The organism is Streptomyces actuosus (assembly GCF_016921115.1).
Taxonomy (GTDB): Bacteria; Actinomycetota; Actinomycetes; order Streptomycetales; family Streptomycetaceae; genus Streptomyces; species Streptomyces actuosus_A.
The window spans coordinates 386206-404876 of record NZ_JAFFZS010000001.1 but is presented as its reverse complement, the minus strand read 5'-3'; the positions used below and the strand labels follow the sequence as shown (position 1 = coordinate 404876).

The following is an 18671-nucleotide window of genomic DNA, read 5'->3' as shown; positions in this document are numbered from 1 at the left end:
GAACCCGTCACGTACACGCCAACCGCGATCGGAAGAACAGAGGCGGTGGGCCGGACCGGCCCACCGGGTGCCGTCCCCGAACCGGCCCGTGACCTGGAGAGTGCCATGACCGGTGTTTCCACCCTCGACCGTCCCCCGCTCGGCCTCGCCCCCACCCGCTACACCGTCACCCTGGCCCGGGACGAGGACGACGTGCGGGCCGCGCAGCGTCTGCGGCACGACGTGTTCGCCGGCGAGATGGGGGCTCTGCTCGACACTCCGCAGCCCGGCCTCGACGTCGACGCCTTCGACGCCCACTGCGACCACCTGCTGGTCCGCCAGGAGGCCACCGGCGAGGTGGTGGGCACCTACCGCCTGCTGCCGCCGCAGCGCGCCGCGATCGCCAAACGCCTCTACTCCGAGGGCGAGTTCGACCTCGCCGCGCTGGACCCGATCCGCCCCGGTCTGGTCGAGGTCGGCCGCTCCTGCGTGCACCCCGGCCACCGCGACGGCGCGGTGATCGGCCTGATCTGGGCAGGCATCGCCCGCTACATGGTCGACCGCGGCCACGAGTGGCTGGCCGGCTGCTGCTCCCTCCCGCTCGCCGACGGCGGCACCCTGGCGAGCGCCACCTGGAGCCGGGTGCAGGCCAAGCACCTGGCCCCGGAGGAGTTCCGGGTGCGGCCGCTGCTCCCCTGGATCCCGTCCCGTCCCGGCCCCGCGGCCTCCCGCACCGAACTGCCCGCCCTGCTGCGCGGCTACCTCCGCCTGGGCGCCTGGGTCTGCGGCGAGCCCGCCCACGACCCGGACTTCGGGGTCGCCGACCTCTACGTGCTTCTGTCGATGCGCCGGGTCGACCCCCGCTACCTGCGCCACTTCCTCTCCCTCGTCCCGGCCTGATGAGCGCCTGGCTGCCCGCCGCGCCCTGCACCCCCGGGGCGTGCGTGGAACCCGCAGGCTCCGCCCGGACCGCCCCGGGGGCGCTGCTGCGGCTGACGGCGGTGCTGGCCCTGCTGCTCACGGGGATCGCCCTGTCCCCGCTGGGCCACCGGATCCCGGCCGTCGCCACCCGCCACTGGTGCCGGTGGATCGTCCGAGCGGCGGGCGTACGCGTCCGCATCACCGGCGCCGCCGCCCGGAACGGCGGACTGCTGCTGGTCGCCAACCACATCTCCTGGCTGGACATCCCGCTGCTGGCCGCCGTACGCCCCGCCCGCATGCTGGCCAAGGCCGAGATCCGGCACTGGCCGGTCGCCGGCCCGCTGGCCGCCCGCGGCGGCGCGCTCTTCATCGACCGCGACCGCCTGCGCGCGCTGCCCGACACGGTCGCCCGAGTCGCCGCCGTGCTGCGCTCCGGTGGCGCGGTCGCCGTCTTCCCCGAGGGCAGTACCTGGTGCGGCCGGGCCCAGGGCCGCTTCCGAAGCGCCGTGTTCCAGGCGGCACTGGACGCCGGTGCGCCCGTGCAGCCGGTCCGACTCCGCTACCGGCTCACCGGCGGCGCCGGCAGCACGGCCGCGGCCTTCGTCGGTGACGACTCGCTGCCGGCGTCGGTGTGGCGGGTGGTGTCGGCGCGCGGGCTGGTGGCCGACGTGGAGGTGTGTACGGTGATCACTCCGGGCACCCACGCCGACCGACGCTCCCTGGCCCGCGCCGCACAATCCGCCCCGCCGTACCTCGCCCCGGCGCATCCGGTCCCGGTCGCCCGGGTGCTGTCCCACCCGGGTCAGGACACCCCGCCGCGGCCGGCCGCGGCCGGTCCGTGAGGCGGTGTGCGGCGTCTGGCCCGTGCCAGCGGTGAGCGACGGTCGTCCGTGCCACGGGTCAGGACACCCCGCCGCGGCCGCGGTCGGTCCGTGAGGCGGTGTGCGGCGTCTGGCCCGTGCCAGCGGTGAGCGACGGTCGTCCGTGCCCCAGGCGGCCCGGCCGGGGTTCCGCCGAGCGAGGCGCTCCCGACGCGACGTCCCCTGGCCGCCGCATCCGCCGCATCCGCCGAATCCGCTGTGGCCGGGCACAAGGCCGGGCAGGCGGCTGTCGGCCACCGCTGTCGGTCCCTGGACGGCGGCCATGGCCGGGTCCGCGGTGCCGCGACCGGGGCACACGGACCCGCGACCGTGCCCGGAGGCGCAGGCAATCGGCGGGTCACGCATCCGCCGGTGCACGCGTCGGCGGGGCGGGCGGCCGACGGGGCGGATGCCGTTCGGCCGACGTCACCGGTTCTGCCGCCTGCCCTGCTCAGGCCGCCGGACGCGGGCGCAGTGCCCGGGCCAGATACGCCGCCGTCGCGCTCCCCTCCGCCCGGGCCACGTGAGCGGGTACCCCCGCCGCCACGATCCGGCCGCCCGCCGCGCCGCCCCCGGGGCCCAGGTCGATCACCCAGTCCGAGCCCGCCACCACCGACATGTCGTGCTCGACGACGACGACCGTGTGCCCGCCGTCCACCAGACCGTGCAGGTGCCGCATCAGGACCTCCACGTCGGCGGGGTGGAGGCCGGTGGTCGGTTCGTCGAGAAGGTAGAGGGTGTCCCCGCGCCGGCCGCGCTGCAGTTCGGCGGCGAGCTTGATGCGCTGGGCCTCGCCACCGGAGAGCTCGGTGGCGGGCTGGCCGAGCCGCAGGTACCCGAGGCCGACGTCGAGCAGGGCGCCGAGGGGCCGGGCGGCGGCCGGGGTGTCCGCGAAGAAGTCCGCCGCGGCCTCGACGGTCAGGTCCAGGACCTCGGCCACGGTCCGGCCCCGGTACGCCACCTCCAGCGTCCGCGGATCGTAGCGCGCCCCGCCGCAGTCGGGGCAGGGAGCGTACGTGCTGGGCAGGAAGAGCAGCTCCACGCTGACGAAGCCCTCGCCCTGGCAGGTCTCGCAGCGGCCCCCGGCCACGTTGAAGGAGAAGCGGCCCGCGCCGTAGCCGCGCCGCCGTGCCTCCCCGGTGGCCGCGAAGAGCTTCCGCACGACGTCGAACAGGCCCGTGTAGGTGGCGAGGTTGGAGCGCGGGGTGCGGCCGATCGGCCTCTGGTCGACCACCACCAGGCGGCTCACCCCGTCGAGGTCCTCGGTGATCTCGCCGATCAGCGTCGACTTGCCGGAGCCGGACACCCCGGTGACCGCCGTGAGCACACCGAGAGGGACGTCCGCCGTCACTCCCCGCAGATTGTGACGGGTGACCGGGCCGACCCGCAGATGCCCGTACGCTGTGCGCACCTCGCGGGCGGGAGCGGGGGAGACGTCGAACAGGTGACGGGCCGTCGCCGACTCCGCGACGCCCGCGAGCTGTGCCACCGGGCCGCTGTGCAGGACCCGTCCGCCGTGCTCGCCCGCGTGCGGGCCCACGTCCACCAGCCAGTCGGCGCCGCGCACGACCTCCAGGTGGTGTTCGACCACGAACACCGTGTTCCCGGCGGCCTTCAGCCGCGCCAGCACCGCCAGCAGCGCTTCCGTGTCCGCCGGGTGCAGTCCCGCCGACGGTTCGTCGAGGACGTACACCACGCCGAACAGTCCGGACCTCAACTGGGTCGCCAGGCGCAGGCGCTGCAGTTCACCCGCCGACAGGGTCGGCGTGGCGCGGTCCAGGCTCAGGTAGCCGAGACCGAGTTCGACGACCGGCGCGATACGTGCCTTCAGGTCGTCGGTGAGCACCCGTGCCACCGCGTCCCCGCCCGTCAGGACCCCGGCCAGCTCCGCCAGTGGCAGCGCTCCCAGCTCGGCGATCGTGCGGCCCGCGAACGTGACGGCGAGCGCCTCGGGCCGCAGCCTGCTGCCGCGGCACGCCGGGCAGGGCGCGCTGGTCAGGAAGCGCTCCGCCTTCGCCCGCAGGGCGGCGCTCTTCGACTCCGCGAACGTCTTCATCACCCAGCGCCGGGCGCTCGTGTACGTGCCCTGGTAGGGCCGCTGGATCCGGTCCGCGTCACGCACCGGGTGCACGGTGACCACCGGCTGCTCGTCCGTGAACAGGATCCACTCCCGCTCTGCGGCGGGAAGCTCGCACCAGGGCCGGTCCACGTCGTGGCCGAGCGCCTCCAGGACGTCCCGCAGGTTCTTGCCCTGCCAAGCCCCCGGCCACGCGGCGATCGCACCCCCGCGGATCGACAACGACGGGTCGGGCACCAGCAGTTCCTCGGCCGTGCGGTGCACCCGGCCCAGCCCGTGGCACTCGGGGCAGGCCCCGGCGGCCGTGTTGGGGGAGAAGGCGTCGGAGTCCAGACGCGGTGCGCCCGGCGGACGGTCCCCGGCACGGGAGAACAGCATCCGCAGGGAGGAGAACAGATGCGTCATCGTCCCGACCGACGAGCGTGAGGTCGGCGCCGACCGGCGCTGCTCCAGGGAGACCGCGGGCGGCAGGCCCGTGATCTCGCCGACCTTCGGCGCACCGACCTGGTGGATCAGACGCCGTGCGTACGGTGCGACCGACTCGAAATAGCGCCGCTGCGCCTCGGCGTAGATCGTGCCGAACGCCAGCGACGACTTGCCCGATCCGGACACGCCCGTGAAGACGGCCACGACGTCCCTGGGGATGTCCACGTCCACGTTCTTGAGGTTGTGCTCGCGGGCGCCGCGGACCCGCACGTACGGGTCGTGGGGGCTGTGCATGGGGCCTTGGCACCGCTCTTCGCTCTCGGGGGCAAACCCCGCGATCCTATGCGAGAGCCGAGTGTCACGCTCGGTGACCGGGGCGGATGCACGAGTGACCGACCTGTGTCAGTTTGGAGGGAAGCTCGGCCGGTCGGTTCAGGAAGGCGCCCGCACATGAGTTCTCCCGGTTTCGGTTTCGGGCGCAGCCCGTTCGAGGAGTTCGACGCCCTGATGTCCCGCTTCCTCGGCGAGGCGCCGGCTTCGCCCTCCCGGCGGGTGCAGCGCGTCGACATCGGCAGCCTGCTGTCGGAGCGTGCCCGGGAACTGGTGGGCCGGGCCAGGGACATCGCCGCCGTCGAGGGCAGCGAGGAACTGGACGCCCGCCACCTGCTCGCCGCCGCCACCGAGCAGGATTCCACCCGGCGCCTGCTCGCCGAGGCCGGCGTCGACCCCGACCGCGTCCGCGAACGGCTCGGCGCGGCCGGCGGGGGCGAGACGTCGGAGCCGACCACACTCACCCCCGCCGCCAAACGGGCCTTCCTCGACGCCTACCAGGTCTCCCGCGCCGACGGTGCCTCCTACATCGGCCCTCAGCACCTGCTGCGGGCCCTCGCCGCCCACCCCGAGTCGTCCGCCGGGCAGGCGCTCGCCGGCAGCGGATGGGAGGGCGCGAAGCTGCCCGCCGACAGCGCACCCGAGCGCAACCGGCACAGCACCACGCCCACCGTCGACGAGTACGGCCGCGACCTCACCGAGGACGCCCGCTCCGGGCGCCTCGACCCCGTCATCGGGCGGGACGAGGAGGTCGAGCAGACCATCGAGGTGCTCTCCCGGCGCAGCAAGAACAATCCGGTCCTCATCGGCGATCCCGGCGTCGGCAAGACCGCCGTCGTCGAGGGCATCGCCCAGCGCATCGCCTCCGACGACGTGCCCGCCACGCTGAAGGGCAAACGGCTGGTCTCCCTGGACCTCGCCGGTATGGTCGCCGGTACCAAGTACCGGGGGGAGTTCGAGGAACGGCTGAAGAAGCTGCTCGACGAGGTCCGCGAGCACGGCGACGAACTGGTGCTCTTCCTGGACGAGTTGCACACGGTCGTCGGCGCCGGCGGGGGCGGCGCCGGCGCGCTGGACGCCGGCAACATGCTCAAGCCGGCGCTGGCCCGCGGCGAACTGCACCTCATCGGCGCGACCGCCGTCGACGAGTACCGCCGGCACATCGAGAGGGACGCCGCCCTGGAGCGCCGCTTCGCGCCGATCCTGGTGGGTGAGCCGACCGTCGACGACACCGTGGAGATCCTGCGCGGACTGCGCGACCGGTACGAGGCGCACCATCAGGTCCGCATCACCGACGAGGCGGTCGTCGCCGCGGCCGAACTGTCCGACCGCTACATCACCTCCCGCTTCCTGCCCGACAAGGCGATCGACCTGATGGACCAGGCCGCCGCCCGCGTGCGGCTGCGCGCCAGGACCTCGCCGGCCGACACCCGCGAGATCGAGGACCGCATCGCCGCACTGAACAGGGAGAAGGACCAAGCGGTCGCCGACGAGGAGTACGAGCGCGCCCGCGACCTGCGCGACCGGATCCAGGAGGCCGAGTCCGAACTCGCCGAGGGCGGCACGCGCGAGGAGCGGACGCCGGAGGTCACCGCCGACGACATCGCCCAGGTGGTCTCCCGCACCACCGGCATCCCCGTCGCCCAGCTCACCGAGGAGGAGCGGGACCGGCTGATCAAGCTGGAGGGGCACCTGCACGAGCGGGTCGTAGGCCAGGACGAGGCCATCACCGCCGTGGCCCGGGCCGTCCGCCGTGCCCGGGCGGGCATGAGCGACCCGAACCGGCCGCTCGGCAGCTTCCTCTTCCTCGGTCCCACCGGCGTCGGCAAGACGGAGCTGGCCCGCGCCCTGGCCACCACCCTGTTCGGCGACGAGGCCCGCATGATCCGCCTGGACATGAGCGAGTTCCAGGAGCGGCACACCGTTTCCCGCCTCGTCGGCGCGCCCCCCGGATACGTCGGTCACGAGGAGGCCGGGCAGCTCACCGAGGCGGTGCGCCGCCAGCCCTACTCGGTCGTCCTGTTCGACGAGATCGAGAAGGCGCACCCGGACGTGTTCAACGCGTTGCTGCAGATCCTGGACGACGGGCGCCTCACCGACTCCCAGGGCCGCACCGTCGACTTCAAGAACACCGTCGTCATCATGACGTCGAACATCGGCGCCGACCGGATCCTGGCCGCCGGCGTCGAGGACTACGCGGCCGTGCGCGCGTCGGTCATGCCGGTGCTTCAGCAGCACTTCCGGCCCGAGTTCCTCAACCGCATCGACGAGATCATCGTCTTCCGCGGCCTGGACCGCGTCCAGCTGCGGCAGATCGTCGACCTGCTGCTGGAGCACACCCGGCGCCGCCTGCACGCCCAGGACGTCTCGCTGGAGGTCACCGACGCCGCCGCCGACCTGCTCGCCGCCATCGGTCACCAGCCCGACTTCGGCGCCCGCCCGCTGCGCCGCACCATCCAGCGCGAGGTCGACGACCGCCTCGCCGATCTGCTGCTCGCCGGTCAGCTGCGCCCCGGTGACCGGGCACGCGTCGACGCCACGGACGGGACGATCACGGTCCTTCCCGTCGACGCCGTGCAGAACACCTGACCCGCGCCCGGGGGAAGGGGGAACCACCGGTCGGGCCCCGGGCGGCGTCGGCGATGTGACCGGCGGCGCCGCGGCGGACCGGGCCCGGCCGGAAGGGCGCCACCGCACGCGCACCGCGTCCCGGACCGGCCTTGCGGAGGCACGGGTGTCCGGCCCCACCGGCCGAGGGCTCCGGCTCAGGGCGCGTCGACGCGCCCGGACACGACAGAGGCGAGCCGCCGGTAGGAGTCCGTGAGCGCCTCACGGTCGTAGGCGCTCGTCGTCACCAGCACCTCCTGCGCACCGGTCTCCTTCAGCACCGTCTCCACCGCGTGGGCCACCTGCTCCTCGGTGCCGGCGATGTGTCCCGCGAGCCCGGACTCGTACAGGGCGCGCTCCTTGGCCGTCATCACGCGGGCCTCGACGTCCTCGGCGGGCGGCAGGGGCGGGAAGGTGCCGCGGGTGCGGGAATGCGCCATCGACCAGGCCTCGGACATCAGCAGCCTGCCCGCGGCCTCGGGGGTGCCGGCCACCGCGACCGTGCCGGAGACGACCACGTAGGGCTCCCGCGCCCACTCGGAGGGACGGAAGAGCGCCCGGTAGCGGTCCACGCCGCGGCGCATCCGTTCCCGGTTCCGCAGATCGCCGATGACCATCGGCAGCCCCGCGCGGGCGGCGATCGAGGCACCCTCGCCCATGGCGAGGACGAACGGCGGGACCGTCAGCCCCTCGGCGGGCCGCGCGTGGACGCCGGTCGGGGAGGTGCCCCGGAACCAGCCGAGCAGCTCCCGGAGCTGGTCCGCGAAGTCCTCCGCGTCGTCCCGGTCCCGGCCTAGTGCCCTGCGCACCCCGTCGGTGAAGCCGACCGAGCGGCCCAGGCCCATGTCGATCCGCCCCGGGAAGAGCGACTCCAAGACCCCGAACTGCTCGGCGACGACCAGCGGCCGGTGGTTGGGCAGCATCACCCCGCCGGTGCCGACGCGCAGGGTGCGCGTCGCCCCGGCGACTGCGGCGGCCAGCACGGTCGGCGCCGAGCCCGCCACGCCGGGCACCCCGTGGTGCTCCGACACCCAGAACCGGTGGTAGCCGAGCCGTTCGGCCTCCTGGGCCAGCGCCACGGTGTCGCGCAGCGCCTCGCCGGCCGTGCGGCCCTCGCGGATGCGTGAGCGGTCGAGGATCGAGAAACGTGTCTGCGCGATCAGGGAGCCCATACACCGTTCAACACCCCGCGCGCCCAGGGATTCCGCCCGCCCCCGTGGACCCGGGACGGCTCAGGCGCGGGGCGGGCGCGGGCCGACGAACTGCAGTTCCAGCGTCACCGGCGGCGGGGCCACGCCCGGCCCGCCCGCCACCGCCCAGGCGACGACCTCCTCGGTGCTGTCGTCGTCGGTGGCGAAGCCCACCCACACGGGACGCCCGCCGGCCCGGCGGCCCGCGGGGGAGGGCTGGACGACGACGACGTTCGCCTGGTCGCAGGGGCCGAGGCAGTCGCTCGTACGGACCCGGAACCCGTGCTCCGCCGCGGCCGACCGCAGCCGGTCGAGCTGCCCCGCGTGGTCCGTGCCGGGATTCTTGCGGGCATCACCGCAGCAGCAGCCGCGGCACACGACCAGCGTGCACGGCGTCGGGGCGCCGGCGCCGGCGCCGGCGGCGGAGGCGGAGGCAGGGGTGGGCGCGACGGGCGAGGTGCTTCTCATGGAGGCAGCATGATCCATTCGGGTGACCGGCAGGCCCCCGGGGGACCGGTTGCCGGCGTCGGGACGTCCAAAGGCCCGGTGCCGCCAGGTCCGGCGGCAGCACCCCCCGGATCATCAACGACAGGGGCAAAGAGCCATACCGGCCCCAAAGGCCACGAGCCCGGTTCGGGCCCTACCTGGAAGGTAATGGGCGGTCCCGGGCGGAGCCGCAGCCGTCGTCAGGGTCGGTCCCTGCCGCCGGTCGCGGCCACCGTCACCCCGAGGCCGATCATCGTCAGTCCGCCGGCCCCGCCGATCAGGGAGAGCCGGCGCGGGGAGCGGGCGAACCAGTCGCGCGCGGTCGCGGCTGCCAGTCCCCACGCGCTGTCGCAGACGAGCGCGATCAGGTTGAACACCAGGCCGAGCACCAGCATCTGGGTGGCCGCGCCGCCCTGCCCGCGGTCGACGAACTGCGGCAGGACCGCGGCGAAGAACACGATGGTCTTGGGATTGGAGACACCGACCGCGAACCCCTCCCAGAAGGTGCGCCGGCCGCCGCGCGCGCCTTCCGCCGCGGTGAACGCCGCCCGCAGCCCGCTCCGTTCCCGCCACGCCCGGACCCCCAGGTGCACGAGAAAGGCGGCGCCCGCGAGCTTGAGGAGGGTGAAGACGAGGGCCGAGCGTTCCAGGACCGACCCGATGCCGAGCGCCACGGCCGCCACGAGGACGTACGCGCCCGAGGTGTTGCCGGCGACCGTGGTGAGCGCGGCGCGACGGCCCTGCGACAGCGCCCGCCCGACGACGAACAGCACGCTCGGGCCGGGCACGACGATCAGCAGCAGGGACAGCGCGGCGAAGGCGGTCAGCCGGTCGGGGGACACCATGCCGGTCATGCAAGCACGTCGCTCCGCCCCGGCACCACGGCATTTCCCGACCCGGGGAGCGAGGGGCGCGGAGGCGCGTGCCACCAGGTCGCGGCAGGCTCCCGTGCCGTGCCGGACGGTGCCCGCCCCTTTGCCGTGAAGCCAGGCGAACACGCCCTAGGGTGGGCGACGTGACCGACAACAGCCGGCCCCCGCTCGCCGTGTTCGACCTCGACAACACCCTTGCCGACACCGCCCACCGGCAGCGGTTCCTGGAGCGCAGGCCGCGCGACTGGGACGCGTTCTTCGCGGCGGCGCCGCACGATCCGCCGATCCCCGAGGGCGTGGCGCTCGCCGTGGACAGTGCCCGCGAGTGCGAGGTGGTCTACCTGACCGGGCGGCCCGAGCGCTGCCGGAACGACACCCTGGAATGGCTCGCCGCGCACGGGCTGCCCGAGGGACGACTGCACATGCGCCGCAACGACGACCGGCGCCCCGCCCGCTTCACCAAGCTGGCCGTCCTGCGCCGGCTCGCCCGTACGAGGGAGGTGCGGATGCTGGTCGACGACGACGAACTGGTGTGCGTGGACGCCGAGCGGGCGGGATTCACCGTCGTCCGGGCGCGCTGGTCCGCCCCGTCCCCCGATCTGCGGGACGCGCAGGAGCGGGAGGGGCGCACCTGAGCCGTCGCCGGCGCCCGGGCCGCGCACTTGCGCCCGGGCCCTGCCCCGACCGGAACGGTGTGCCGGTACGGGGGTCGTCCCGTGCGGTGTTCCCGGACGGGGCTCGGCCGGAACGGTGCGACCGGACCCGGGTGCAGCCCGCGTCGCGCTCCCGGACGGGGCGTCGGCCGGTACGGGGTGCCCGATCGGGGCGTCGTACCGTGGAGGGCGCGCCCGAGTCTGGGCGGTGCGTCGGGACGGAGCGTCAGTCCGACTCCTCCAGGCGGAACCCGACCTTCACTCCCACCTGCCAGTGCGCGATCTGCCCGTCCTCCAGCTGGCCGCGGACCTGGGTCACCTCGAACCAGTCCAGGTTGCGCAGTGTCTGCGAGGCCCTGCTGATGGCGTTGCGGACGGCTTGGTCGACGCCGTCGTGCGAGCTGCCGACGATCTCGGTGACCCGGTAGGTGTGATTCGACATGCGGGTGCTCCTCTCCGCGGGGACGGTCACGGTGCGTGTGGTACGCGTCACTCCACCGTGCCCCAAGCTGCGGCGGAGCGCGAGGCGTCGGCGCTCCTGCCGGGAACCCCTTGACCTCGGCATTGGTCCATACCAAAATCCAGCACACCCGTTCGAGCCCTGTGCTCGTCCCCCCATGTCGGGCCCTACGCCCCTGTCCGCAGGACCAGTTCAGGACCCCGGGAGACCCTTCGTGCGCCGCCGTCTGCTCGCCCTCGTCTGCGTGTCCGCCTCTCTGCTCACCGGCTGCGGCCTGATGCCGCAGGGCGGTGGCGGCGCACGGCGCACCGTCACCGTGTGGCTGATGAAGGACAGCGCCTCCCCGGCGTTCCTGCGCCGGTTCACCGAGGATTTCGAACGCACCCACACCGACCTCGATCTGGACGTCCGCATCCAGGAGTGGACGGGCATCGGCCCGAAGGTCCAGGCCGCGCTGAAGAGCGAAGCAGGCAAGGCCGGCGAGGAGGACCTCCCGGACGTCATCGAGGTCGGCAACACCCAGGTCCCGCAGTACGTCGACCGGGGCGGGCTGCTCGACCTGACGCTGGAGTCGATGCGGGACTGGGGCTCCGACGACTGGCTGCCCGGCCTCGCCGAACCGGGCCGGCAGCGCGGTACTCAGTACGGCATCCCCTGGTACGCCGCCAACCGTGTCGTCATCTACCGCAAGGACCTCTTCGCCGAGGCCGGCATCACGAAGCCGCCGCGCACGCGCGACGCGTGGCTGGACGCCACCGAGAAGCTCGACTCCGGCGGCAACCAGGGCATCTACCTCGCCGGTCAGGACTGGTACACCCTCTCCGGCTTCATCTGGGACGAGGGCGGCGACCTCGCCCGCGAGGACGACGGCGCCTGGAAGGGCACCCTCGACACCCCGGCCGCGCTGCGCGGCATGGACTTCTACCGCCGGCTCCAGGCCCTCGGCGACGGACCGGCCGACGCCGACGAGGAACACCCGCCCCAGGCGGGCGTCTTCGCCGGCGGCAAGGTGGCGCAGATCATCGCCGTGCCCGGACTCGTCCGCGCCGTTCTGGAGACGAATCCCGACCTGGAGGGCAAGCTGGGCTTCTTCCCCGTGCCCGGTCCCACCGCCGACAAGCCCGGTGCCGTCTTCACCGGCGGCTCGGACCTCGTCGTCCCGCAGAACACCGACGACCGCGCGGGCGCCGTGGCCGTCGTCGGCGCGCTCACCGGCGCCCGGTGGGACAGTGACCTCGCCCGGACGATGGACTACGTGCCCAACAAGGCGGAACTCGCCCGGGCCGTCTCCGGCGAGGAGGGCGTGGCCGCGATGGCGGCGGGGGCCGCCCAGGGACGGGCGACCCCCAGTACACCGGAGTGGGCGGTCGTCGAGGCGGACAACCCGATCAAGACCTACATGACCGAGGTCCTCGCCGGAACCGACCCCGAGACCGCGGCCGGCCGGGCCTCGCGCCGCATCACCGAGCAGCTCCAGATCCCGCTCGCCTGACGGTCCCCGGTCAGCCGGCCGTGCTCAGCGACACCGCGAAGCGGCCCGCGGCGTCGGTCCACCAGTGCGTCAGTTCCAGCCCGGCCGACGCCAGTTCGCGGCGCACGCCCTCCTTGCGGAACTTCGCCGACACCTCGGTGCGAAGGTCCTCGCCGGCCGCGAAGTCCACGGCCAGGCCGAGCGCGGGGACCTTGACGGTCTGCGCCGTGCGGGAGCGCAGCCGCATCTCGATCCACTCGCGCTCGGCGTCCCACAGGGCCACGTGGTCGAAGGCGTCCGCATCGAAGTCGGCGCCGAGCTCGCGGTCGATGACGGCCAGGACGTTCTTGTTGAACGCGGCCGTCACCCCGGCCGCGTCGTCGTACGCCCGTACCAGCACCTCCTCGTCCTTGACGAGGTCCGTGCCGAGCAGGAGCATGTCGCCCGGCGCCAGCAGCGCCCGCAGGGAGGACAGGAACGCGGCCCGCTCGGCGGGCAGCAGATTGCCGATCGTGCCGCCGAGGAACGCCACCAGCCGCGGGCCGGGGGTGTCCGGCAGCACCAGGTCGCCGGTGAAGTCGGCGATCAGGGCGTGCACGGCCAGTCCGGGCCGTTCGGCCGCCAGCGCCTTGCCGGCCTGGGTGAGGGCGCTCTCGCTCACGTCCACGGGGACGTAGGTGTGCAGGCCGGACAGGGCGTCGATGAGGTACCGGGTCTTCTCGGAGGAGCCCGAGCCCAGCTCGACCAGAGTGCGGGCGCCCGCCGCCGCGGCGATGTCGACCGCCCGGTCGACGAGGATCTCGCGCTCGGCGCGGGTGGGGTAGTACTCGGGCAACTCGGTGATCTGCTCGAACAGTTCGCTGCCCCGGGCGTCGTAGAACCACTTCGGCGGCAGCGTCCTGGGCGTCGCGGTCAGGCCGTGCAGCACGTCGTCGCGCAGGGCGGCGTCCGTGGCGTGCTCCGGCAGGGTGCGGGTGATCTGGAACGGGCTCACGTACGGGACTCCTCGGGGGATGGGGGCGCCCCCGCTCGGCCGGAGCCGAGAGGGGGGTGGGGCGCCGCGTCGGCGTGCGGGTCCTTCAGCGGGGTGAGCAGCAGGTCGGTCCGGTTCGCCGTGAGCAGGGTGCGGTCGGCGACCGGTCGCCAGCGCGGATCGTCGTCGTACGGTTCGGAGGCCACGACGATGCGGTGGCCGGGCTCGTGCAGGTACCAGAGCGTGTCGCCCCAGGCGGTCGCGGCGATCGACGTGCCGTCGGTGAGCAGCAGGTTGAGCCGGGAGCCGGGGGCCGCGGCGGCGACCTCGGCGACCGTGTCCGCCAGCGCCTGCCCCTCGCCGTCCCCGGCCCGCAGCCGGGCCAGGACCAGCGCCCACACCAGCGCCGAGTCGTTGCGGGCCTCCAGTTCCAGCAGGTCCTGGGGCGGCAGGGTGCGGGAGACCGCGGCCAGGGAGCTCGGCCAGCCCGTGACGGCGCCGTTGTGGCTGAACAGCCACCGGTCGCCCGCGAACGGGGCGGCGGCGGCCTCCGCGTCGGCACCCGCCAGCGTCGCGTCCCGCACGGCGGCCAGCAGCGCGCCCGTCCGGACGACCCTGGCGAGATCGGCGAAGGACCCGTCGGCCCAGATCGGTCCGGCCCTGCGGTAGCGGGCCGGCACCGGATCGCCCTCGGCGTACCAGCCCACGCCGAAACCGTCGGCGTTCACCGTTCCGTGGCGCTGGTGCCGGGGTGCCCACGACTGCCGGTACAGTGCGTGCGGCGGCTCCACCAGGACCCGCCCCAGCGGTTCCTCGGGCCCCAGGCACGCGAGGTGACGGCACATCAGGACTCCTCGGCCGAGCGCGCGGTGCGGAAGCCGGAGAAGATCTGCCGCCGGATGGGGTAGTCCCAGTTGCGGAAGGTGCCCCGGCAGGCCACCGGGTCCACGGCGAACGAACCACCGCGCAGGACCTTGTACTCGGGCCCGAAGAACACCTCCGAGTACTCCTTGTACGGGAAGGCCCGGAAGCCCGGGTACGGCAGGAAGTCGCTCGCCGTCCACTCCCAGACGTCGCCGATGAGCTGCCGTACCCCGAGCGGGGACGCGCCGGCCGGATAGCTGCCGGCCGGAGCCGGGCGCAGGTGCCGCTGGCCGAGGTTCGCGTGCTCGGGTGCCGGGTCGGCGTCGCCCCACGGGTAGCGCATCGAGCCGCCGGTCGCCGGGTCGAAGCGGGCCGCCTTCTCCCACTCCGTCTCGCTGGGCAGCCTGCGCCCGGCCCAGCGCGCGTAGGCGTCGGCCTCGTACCAGCACACGTGCAGCACCGGCTCGTCGGCCGGGACGACCTCGGTGACGCCGAACCGGCGGCGCAGCCACTGGGCGCCCTCCCGCCGCCAGAACAGCGGCGCGGTGATGCGCCGGCGGCGGATGTGGGCCCAGCCCTCCGGCGCCCACCAGCGTTCGGTGTCGTAGCCGCCGTCCTCGATGAAGGCCTGGTAGGCGGCGTTCGTCACGGGAGTGGTGTCGATGTGGAACGCGGCCACCTCGCGCACGTGCGCGGGCCGCTCGTTGTCGAGTGCCCACGGCTCGCCCGAGGTGCCCATGGTGAACGGGCCACCGGGGACGAGGACCTCGGCCGGTCCGGTGAGCAGCGGGGCCGGGCCGGGGTCGGGCGCGGTCAGGGCCTGCGGGCCCGGACGGAGCTGATGGGTGATCAGCATCGTCTCGTCGTGCTGTTGCTCGTGCTGCGCGATCATCCCGAAGGCGAAGCCCGCCTCGGTCAGCCGAGTCCCGTGCAGCGCGGTCCGCTCCAGCACGTCCAGCGCCCGCCCGCGCACGTCGGCGGCGTAGGCACGGGCCTCGTCCGGCGGCAGCAGCGGCAGGTTCGGCCGTTCGGCGCGCGGATGCTCGAAGGCGTCGTAGAGGCCGTCTATCTCGGGCCGGATCGCCTCCTGCCCCGCGACCGTGCGCAGCAGCCACTGCTCCTCCTGGTTGCCGATGTGCGCCAGGTCCCACACCAGCGGTGACATCAGGGGGGAGTGCTGCGCGGTGAGGTCGTGGTCCGTCACGCAGGTGGTGAGCAGGGTGGTGCGCTCGCGGGCGGCGGTGAGGGTGGTCAGCGCGCGCTCGCGCAGCGTCTCCGCGTCCGGGTCGGGCGCGGAACCGGCGGGTTTCGGGTCGATGGCGGACTCGGTCACAAGCGGATGTCCTTCCCGTGCGCGGAGGGGGCCTCGGCGGTCAGCCGGTCGAGCAGTACGTCGGCGGGACTGCGGGCCGGGAGCACATGGCGTTCCAGGTACCCCGCGACGGCGTCCCGGACCTCCGGTCCGGCGCCGAGCCGAGGCAGCGCGTCCAGGGCCGTGGTGAAGCAGACGACGGCGGCCTCGTGCAGCTCGGGGTCGGCCAGCCCGTCGCGGGCCGCCGCGGCCCACAGCGGATTGTGCGGCGCGGGCCGGCCCAGCGACCGCTCGGCCAGCGGCTTCACGGTGCGGTAGGCGGTCTCCGCGGCCTGTGCGTCGTCGAACAGGGCTGCCGTCACGGCGAGCGGGACGATCCAGCCGTCCTCACCCGGCTGCGCGTCGATCATGCGCAGCTCCAGGTGGCCGCGCGGTCGGACCGGCGGGAACAGGGTGGAGATGTGGTAGTCCAGGTCCTCGTGGGTCGGAGGTCTCGGTGCGCCCGTCCGGATCCACTCCCGGAAGGTGAGGTCGTCCGGCACCTCCCAGGGGCCGCTCTCCCGGCGGATGCACATCACCGGGGCGTCCAGCACGTGCCGGGCCCACGCGGTGCGCGGGTCGCCGTCAGGTGAGGGGGCGCCCGCCCGGCCCGGCCCGATCTGCGCCCACATCAGCTGCCGCGTGGAGCGCCAGCCCGTGGCCCGGTCCAGGGCGATCGGCGAGTTGGCGAAGGCGGCCACCAGGACCGCACCCAGGGTGTGCGCCAGCCACCAGCGCCGCCCGTGCCCCAGCGGGCCCGGTTCCTCGTACCCGGCGTCCAGGCACACCTGCACGGAGGCCGAGGAGCACATCATGCGGCGGCCGGACGGGCCGCTGCGGTCGAGATACGCCTCCATGGCGTCGTAGCGCGGCTGGTGCAGGTACCGGCGCGGCGGATGCCTCGGGTCGTGCCCGATGCCGAGCAGGCCGAGACCGTGGCCGCGCAGGACCGCGCGGACGGTGTCCAGGTCGGCGGAGACGATGCCGACGCATTCCGTCAGGGAGGCGGCGGGCGGCGAACTGAGCTCCAGCTGCCCGCCGGGTTCGACGGTGAGTGCCGATCTGAGGGACACGGCACGCAGGTCGGCGTACGCGGCTGCGAGACGTGCCGGTGTCACCGGGAGCTCCGGCTGACGCAGCTCGTGGACCAGCCATTCCACCTCGACCCCGAGCGTGCGCGGCGGGCCGGTCTTGAAGCAGATGCCCCGGACCAGGGCTTCCACCTCGGGTTCCGTGACTGCCGTGCGGGGCTGCGGGCAGCCACCCGCCGCGGCGGCGGATGAATCGGACATGTCGGGATCCTCCTGAGAGTCCACCATGCCACCGCTCCCGGCACGGGTCGTCCCGGGAGCGGCACTCGTCCCACCCAAGACGCTGCGACCGTTTCGCACAAGAGTGCACAACGGCGCGTTCGGTACGGGCAGGACCGGCTGTCCAGTTTTTCGTGCACCGGAAAACTCCGTTGCACCGCACGTCAAGCATCGCTCACGATGTGTTCATGAGCACCACGGGGAGACAGCGGGGGGTGCGCGTGGACGGTGCGCTCATGGCGTGCACGGGGGAGACGCCATGAGCGCCCGGCTGCGTGCGATCGCACAGGAGACCGAGGAGATCGTGGCGGCGGGCGCCTATCGGCGCGCCGACGGCCGCCAGGTGTCCCTCTCCGCGCGGATCGAGGCCGCCCGGGCGGGAACCCGCATGATCGGGCCGGACCCGATCCCGTCGCCCCCGGACCTGTCGGCCGCCCCAGCCGGCCGGGCGGCGATGCTGATCGAGGTCACGAGGGAGAGCAGTCTCGAGGCCGCGCGCCGGCTCGCCGCCGAGCCCGTCGCCGTCCTGAACTTCGCCTCCGCCCGCAACCCCGGCGGGGGCTACCTGAACGGCGCCCAGGCCCAGGAGGAGGCCCTGTGCCGGGCCTCCGCCCTGTACACCTGCCTGGCGGGGGCCCGGGAGTTCTACGACCACCACCGCGCCCACCGCGACCCGTTCTACACCGACCGTGTCATCCACGCGCCGGCCGTGCCGGTCTTCCGTGACGACCGGGCCCGGCTGCTCGACGAGCCCTACGACGTCGGATTCCTGACGGCCGCCGCGCCGAACGCCGGCGTCGTGCTGCGCACGGCGCCGGAGCGCGCCGCCGATTTGCCGCACGCCTTGGCGGTCCGCGCCGAGCGCGTGCTGGAGGCGGCCGCCGCGCACGGATACCGGCGCCTGGTGCTGGGCGCCTGGGGCTGCGGGGTCTTCCGCAACGACCCCGCGCAGGTCGCGGAGGCGTTCCGCGGCCTGCTGGGCCCCCGCGGGCGCTTCGAGGAGACCTTCGCACACGTGGTGTTCGGGATCCTGGACCGCACCCGCGGGCAGACCGTCCGGGTGGCGTTCGACCGGGCGTTCGCGCAGCCTCAGCTCCAGCCGTAGCGCTCCTGGAGCCGGTTGCGCACGAGATTGAAGCGGCCTCGGTCCAGCGCGCACGCCTCGCGACGCATGCCGTCCTCGTGCAGTCGCAGCACCCGGTCCACGTCGACCCACGAGTCGCGCCCCGACCGGTCCCACGGGCCACTGCCGATCGGCACCCACTCGCGGTCACCGTCGTGCCGCTTGCTGGACAGCTGCACGGCCAGGAAGGTGTCCGCCGCCTCGCGGGCGACCACCAGGACCGGCCGGTCCTTGCCGCGCCCGTCGTTCTCCTCGAACGGCACCCAGGTCCAGACGATCTCACCGGGGTCGGGGTCGCCGTCGTGGGCGGGCGAGTACTCGGTGCGCACCTGGCCGACCTCGTGCGGGTGGGCCTCGACGGTGGCGGTGGGGCCGTGGCGGCCGGGGTTGTCCTCTTCGGTAAACACAGTCACGGGGGGCACCTTAGAGGGTCCTGTCGTGACCGCGTCGGCCGCGTCGGGTGCCGCCTCCTCGCCCCGCTCCGCCCGAGAACCCCGCGCGGGCGGTGCCGCCGGCCTGTCCGGCGGTGAAGTCCCCCCGGAAGCAACCTTGTTGAGCGGTACCGCGAACGCCCTCGCTCCGGGACCCCCGGCGCACCGGCCCGGCGATCTCCGCCTCCGGCCGCGGAGTTGCCGGTCGGAACGACGCCGGCTCCCCGGTGAGTGCGCCGGCGTCGAAGTCGCCCGCCCCGGCCTCGTCCCCCTCCCGGGAGTTCCGT

16 protein-coding genes are annotated in these 18671 nt (G+C 74.2%); 6 read left to right on the top strand and 10 right to left on the bottom strand.

All coding sequences use genetic code 11. The annotated features are described in order from the left end of the window. Positions 1-105 precede the first annotated feature (105 nt). Positions 106-879: a GNAT family N-acetyltransferase gene (locus JS756_RS01830; protein WP_205381088.1), complete on the top strand. Its 774-nt coding sequence runs from the start codon at positions 106-108 to the stop codon at positions 877-879. Continuing rightward, the gene (locus JS756_RS01825; protein WP_205381087.1) at positions 879-1742 is read left to right on the top strand and encodes a lysophospholipid acyltransferase family protein; all 864 of its coding nucleotides are present in this window, start codon (positions 879-881) and stop codon (positions 1740-1742) included. Before JS756_RS01830 ends, JS756_RS01825 begins: the two co-directional genes overlap by 1 nt. 469 nt (positions 1743-2211) lie before the next feature. Here the strand turns inward: JS756_RS01825 and JS756_RS01820 are convergent, their stop codons facing one another. Continuing rightward, positions 2212-4557 carry an excinuclease ABC subunit UvrA gene (locus tag JS756_RS01820; RefSeq protein ID WP_205381086.1) on the bottom strand — a complete coding sequence of 782 codons (2346 nt, stop codon included), beginning with the start codon at positions 4555-4557 and terminating at the stop codon, positions 2212-2214. A 156-nt stretch (positions 4558-4713) separates the two neighbouring features. Between JS756_RS01820 and JS756_RS01815 the strand changes: the two genes are divergently transcribed. Continuing rightward, entirely contained in the window at positions 4714-7182 is a 2469-nt protein-coding gene (locus JS756_RS01815; protein ID WP_205381085.1) for an ATP-dependent Clp protease ATP-binding subunit, read from the top strand. A gap of 176 nt (positions 7183-7358) precedes the next feature. Here the strand turns inward: JS756_RS01815 and JS756_RS01810 are convergent, their stop codons facing one another. The 3 genes from JS756_RS01810 to JS756_RS01800 form a co-directional block, all read right to left on the bottom strand. Continuing rightward, on the bottom strand, positions 7359-8372 hold the full coding sequence (locus JS756_RS01810) for an LLM class flavin-dependent oxidoreductase (protein ID WP_205381084.1): 1014 nt from the start codon (positions 8370-8372) through the stop codon (positions 7359-7361). 60 nt (positions 8373-8432) lie between these two features. Continuing rightward, positions 8433-8858, bottom strand: a complete 426-nt coding sequence (locus tag JS756_RS01805) for a (2Fe-2S) ferredoxin domain-containing protein (RefSeq protein ID WP_240203095.1) — start codon at positions 8856-8858, stop codon at positions 8433-8435. Between the two features lie 218 nt (positions 8859-9076). Next, complete coding sequence (locus tag JS756_RS01800) at positions 9077-9721, bottom strand: LysE family translocator (protein WP_205381289.1); 645 nt, start codon at positions 9719-9721, stop codon at positions 9077-9079. Positions 9722-9891: 170 nt separating this feature from the next. Here JS756_RS01800 and JS756_RS01795 point away from each other — a divergent pair, with 170 nt between their 5' ends. Then, the gene (locus tag JS756_RS01795) at positions 9892-10383 is read left to right on the top strand and encodes a phosphatase domain-containing protein (RefSeq protein ID WP_205381083.1); all 492 of its coding nucleotides are present in this window, start codon (positions 9892-9894) and stop codon (positions 10381-10383) included. 244 nt (positions 10384-10627) lie between these two features. Here JS756_RS01795 and JS756_RS01790 read toward each other — a convergent pair whose 3' ends face one another. Then, a complete protein-coding gene (locus tag JS756_RS01790; protein ID WP_205381082.1) occupies positions 10628-10843 on the bottom strand; it encodes a dodecin in 216 nt (71 codons plus the stop codon). A 232-nt stretch (positions 10844-11075) separates the two neighbouring features. Here JS756_RS01790 and JS756_RS01785 point away from each other — a divergent pair, with 232 nt between their 5' ends. Further along, positions 11076-12353 (top strand): extracellular solute-binding protein, encoded by a 1278-nt coding sequence (locus JS756_RS01785; RefSeq protein ID WP_205381081.1) that lies wholly within the window; start codon positions 11076-11078, stop codon positions 12351-12353. A 10-nt stretch (positions 12354-12363) separates the two neighbouring features. On the opposite strand, the gene egtD is transcribed toward JS756_RS01785, so the two are convergent. Genes egtD through egtA form a run of 4 tightly spaced genes read right to left on the bottom strand, consistent with a single transcriptional unit; the run spans position 12364 to position 16812 of the window. Further along, positions 12364-13326 carry an L-histidine N(alpha)-methyltransferase gene (egtD, locus tag JS756_RS01780; protein ID WP_205381080.1) on the bottom strand — a complete coding sequence of 321 codons (963 nt, stop codon included), beginning with the start codon at positions 13324-13326 and terminating at the stop codon, positions 12364-12366. Further along, positions 13323-14150: an ergothioneine biosynthesis protein EgtC gene (gene egtC / locus JS756_RS01775; RefSeq protein WP_205381079.1), complete on the bottom strand. Its 828-nt coding sequence runs from the start codon at positions 14148-14150 to the stop codon at positions 13323-13325. The genes egtD and egtC overlap by 4 nt, the downstream gene beginning before the upstream one ends. Next, positions 14150-15502, bottom strand: a complete 1353-nt coding sequence (gene egtB / locus JS756_RS01770) for an ergothioneine biosynthesis protein EgtB (protein WP_438817276.1) — start codon at positions 15500-15502, stop codon at positions 14150-14152. The genes egtC and egtB overlap by 1 nt, the downstream gene beginning before the upstream one ends. Further along, positions 15499-16812, bottom strand: a complete 1314-nt coding sequence (gene egtA / locus JS756_RS01765) for an ergothioneine biosynthesis glutamate--cysteine ligase EgtA (RefSeq protein ID WP_205381078.1) — start codon at positions 16810-16812, stop codon at positions 15499-15501. Before egtA ends, egtB begins: the two co-directional genes overlap by 4 nt. Positions 16813-17089: 277 nt before the next feature. Between egtA and JS756_RS01760 the strand changes: the two genes are divergently transcribed. After that, on the top strand, positions 17090-17935 hold the full coding sequence (locus tag JS756_RS01760; RefSeq protein ID WP_205381077.1) for a TIGR02452 family protein: 846 nt from the start codon (positions 17090-17092) through the stop codon (positions 17933-17935). On the opposite strand, the gene JS756_RS01755 is transcribed toward JS756_RS01760, so the two are convergent. Beyond that, positions 17920-18366, bottom strand: coding sequence for a type II toxin-antitoxin system PemK/MazF family toxin (locus JS756_RS01755; RefSeq protein WP_205381076.1), 447 nt, complete (start codon positions 18364-18366; stop codon positions 17920-17922). The genes JS756_RS01760 and JS756_RS01755 overlap by 16 nt on opposite strands. Between the last annotated feature and the right edge of the window lie 305 nt (positions 18367-18671).

Excerpts from the sequence above, each read along its gene's own strand:
- JS756_RS01830 (WP_205381088.1), top strand. The coding sequence starts at position 106 with ATGACCGGTGTTTCCACCCTCGACCGTCCCCCGCTCGGCCTCGCCCCC.
- JS756_RS01825 (WP_205381087.1), top strand. The coding sequence starts at position 879 with ATGAGCGCCTGGCTGCCCGCCGCGCCCTGCACCCCCGGGGCGTGCGTG.
- JS756_RS01820 (WP_205381086.1), bottom strand. The coding sequence starts at position 4,557 with ATGCACAGCCCCCACGACCCGTACGTGCGGGTCCGCGGCGCCCGCGAG.
- JS756_RS01815 (WP_205381085.1), top strand. The coding sequence starts at position 4,714 with ATGAGTTCTCCCGGTTTCGGTTTCGGGCGCAGCCCGTTCGAGGAGTTC.
- JS756_RS01810 (WP_205381084.1), bottom strand. The coding sequence starts at position 8,372 with ATGGGCTCCCTGATCGCGCAGACACGTTTCTCGATCCTCGACCGCTCA.
- JS756_RS01805 (WP_240203095.1), bottom strand. The coding sequence starts at position 8,858 with ATGAGAAGCACCTCGCCCGTCGCGCCCACCCCTGCCTCCGCCTCCGCC.
- JS756_RS01800 (WP_205381289.1), bottom strand. The coding sequence starts at position 9,721 with ATGGTGTCCCCCGACCGGCTGACCGCCTTCGCCGCGCTGTCCCTGCTG.
- JS756_RS01790 (WP_205381082.1), bottom strand. The coding sequence starts at position 10,843 with ATGTCGAATCACACCTACCGGGTCACCGAGATCGTCGGCAGCTCGCAC.
- egtC (WP_205381079.1), bottom strand. The coding sequence starts at position 14,150 with ATGTGCCGTCACCTCGCGTGCCTGGGGCCCGAGGAACCGCTGGGGCGG.
- egtA (WP_205381078.1), bottom strand. The coding sequence starts at position 16,812 with ATGTCCGATTCATCCGCCGCCGCGGCGGGTGGCTGCCCGCAGCCCCGC.
- JS756_RS01760 (WP_205381077.1), top strand. The coding sequence starts at position 17,090 with ATGAGCGCCCGGCTGCGTGCGATCGCACAGGAGACCGAGGAGATCGTG.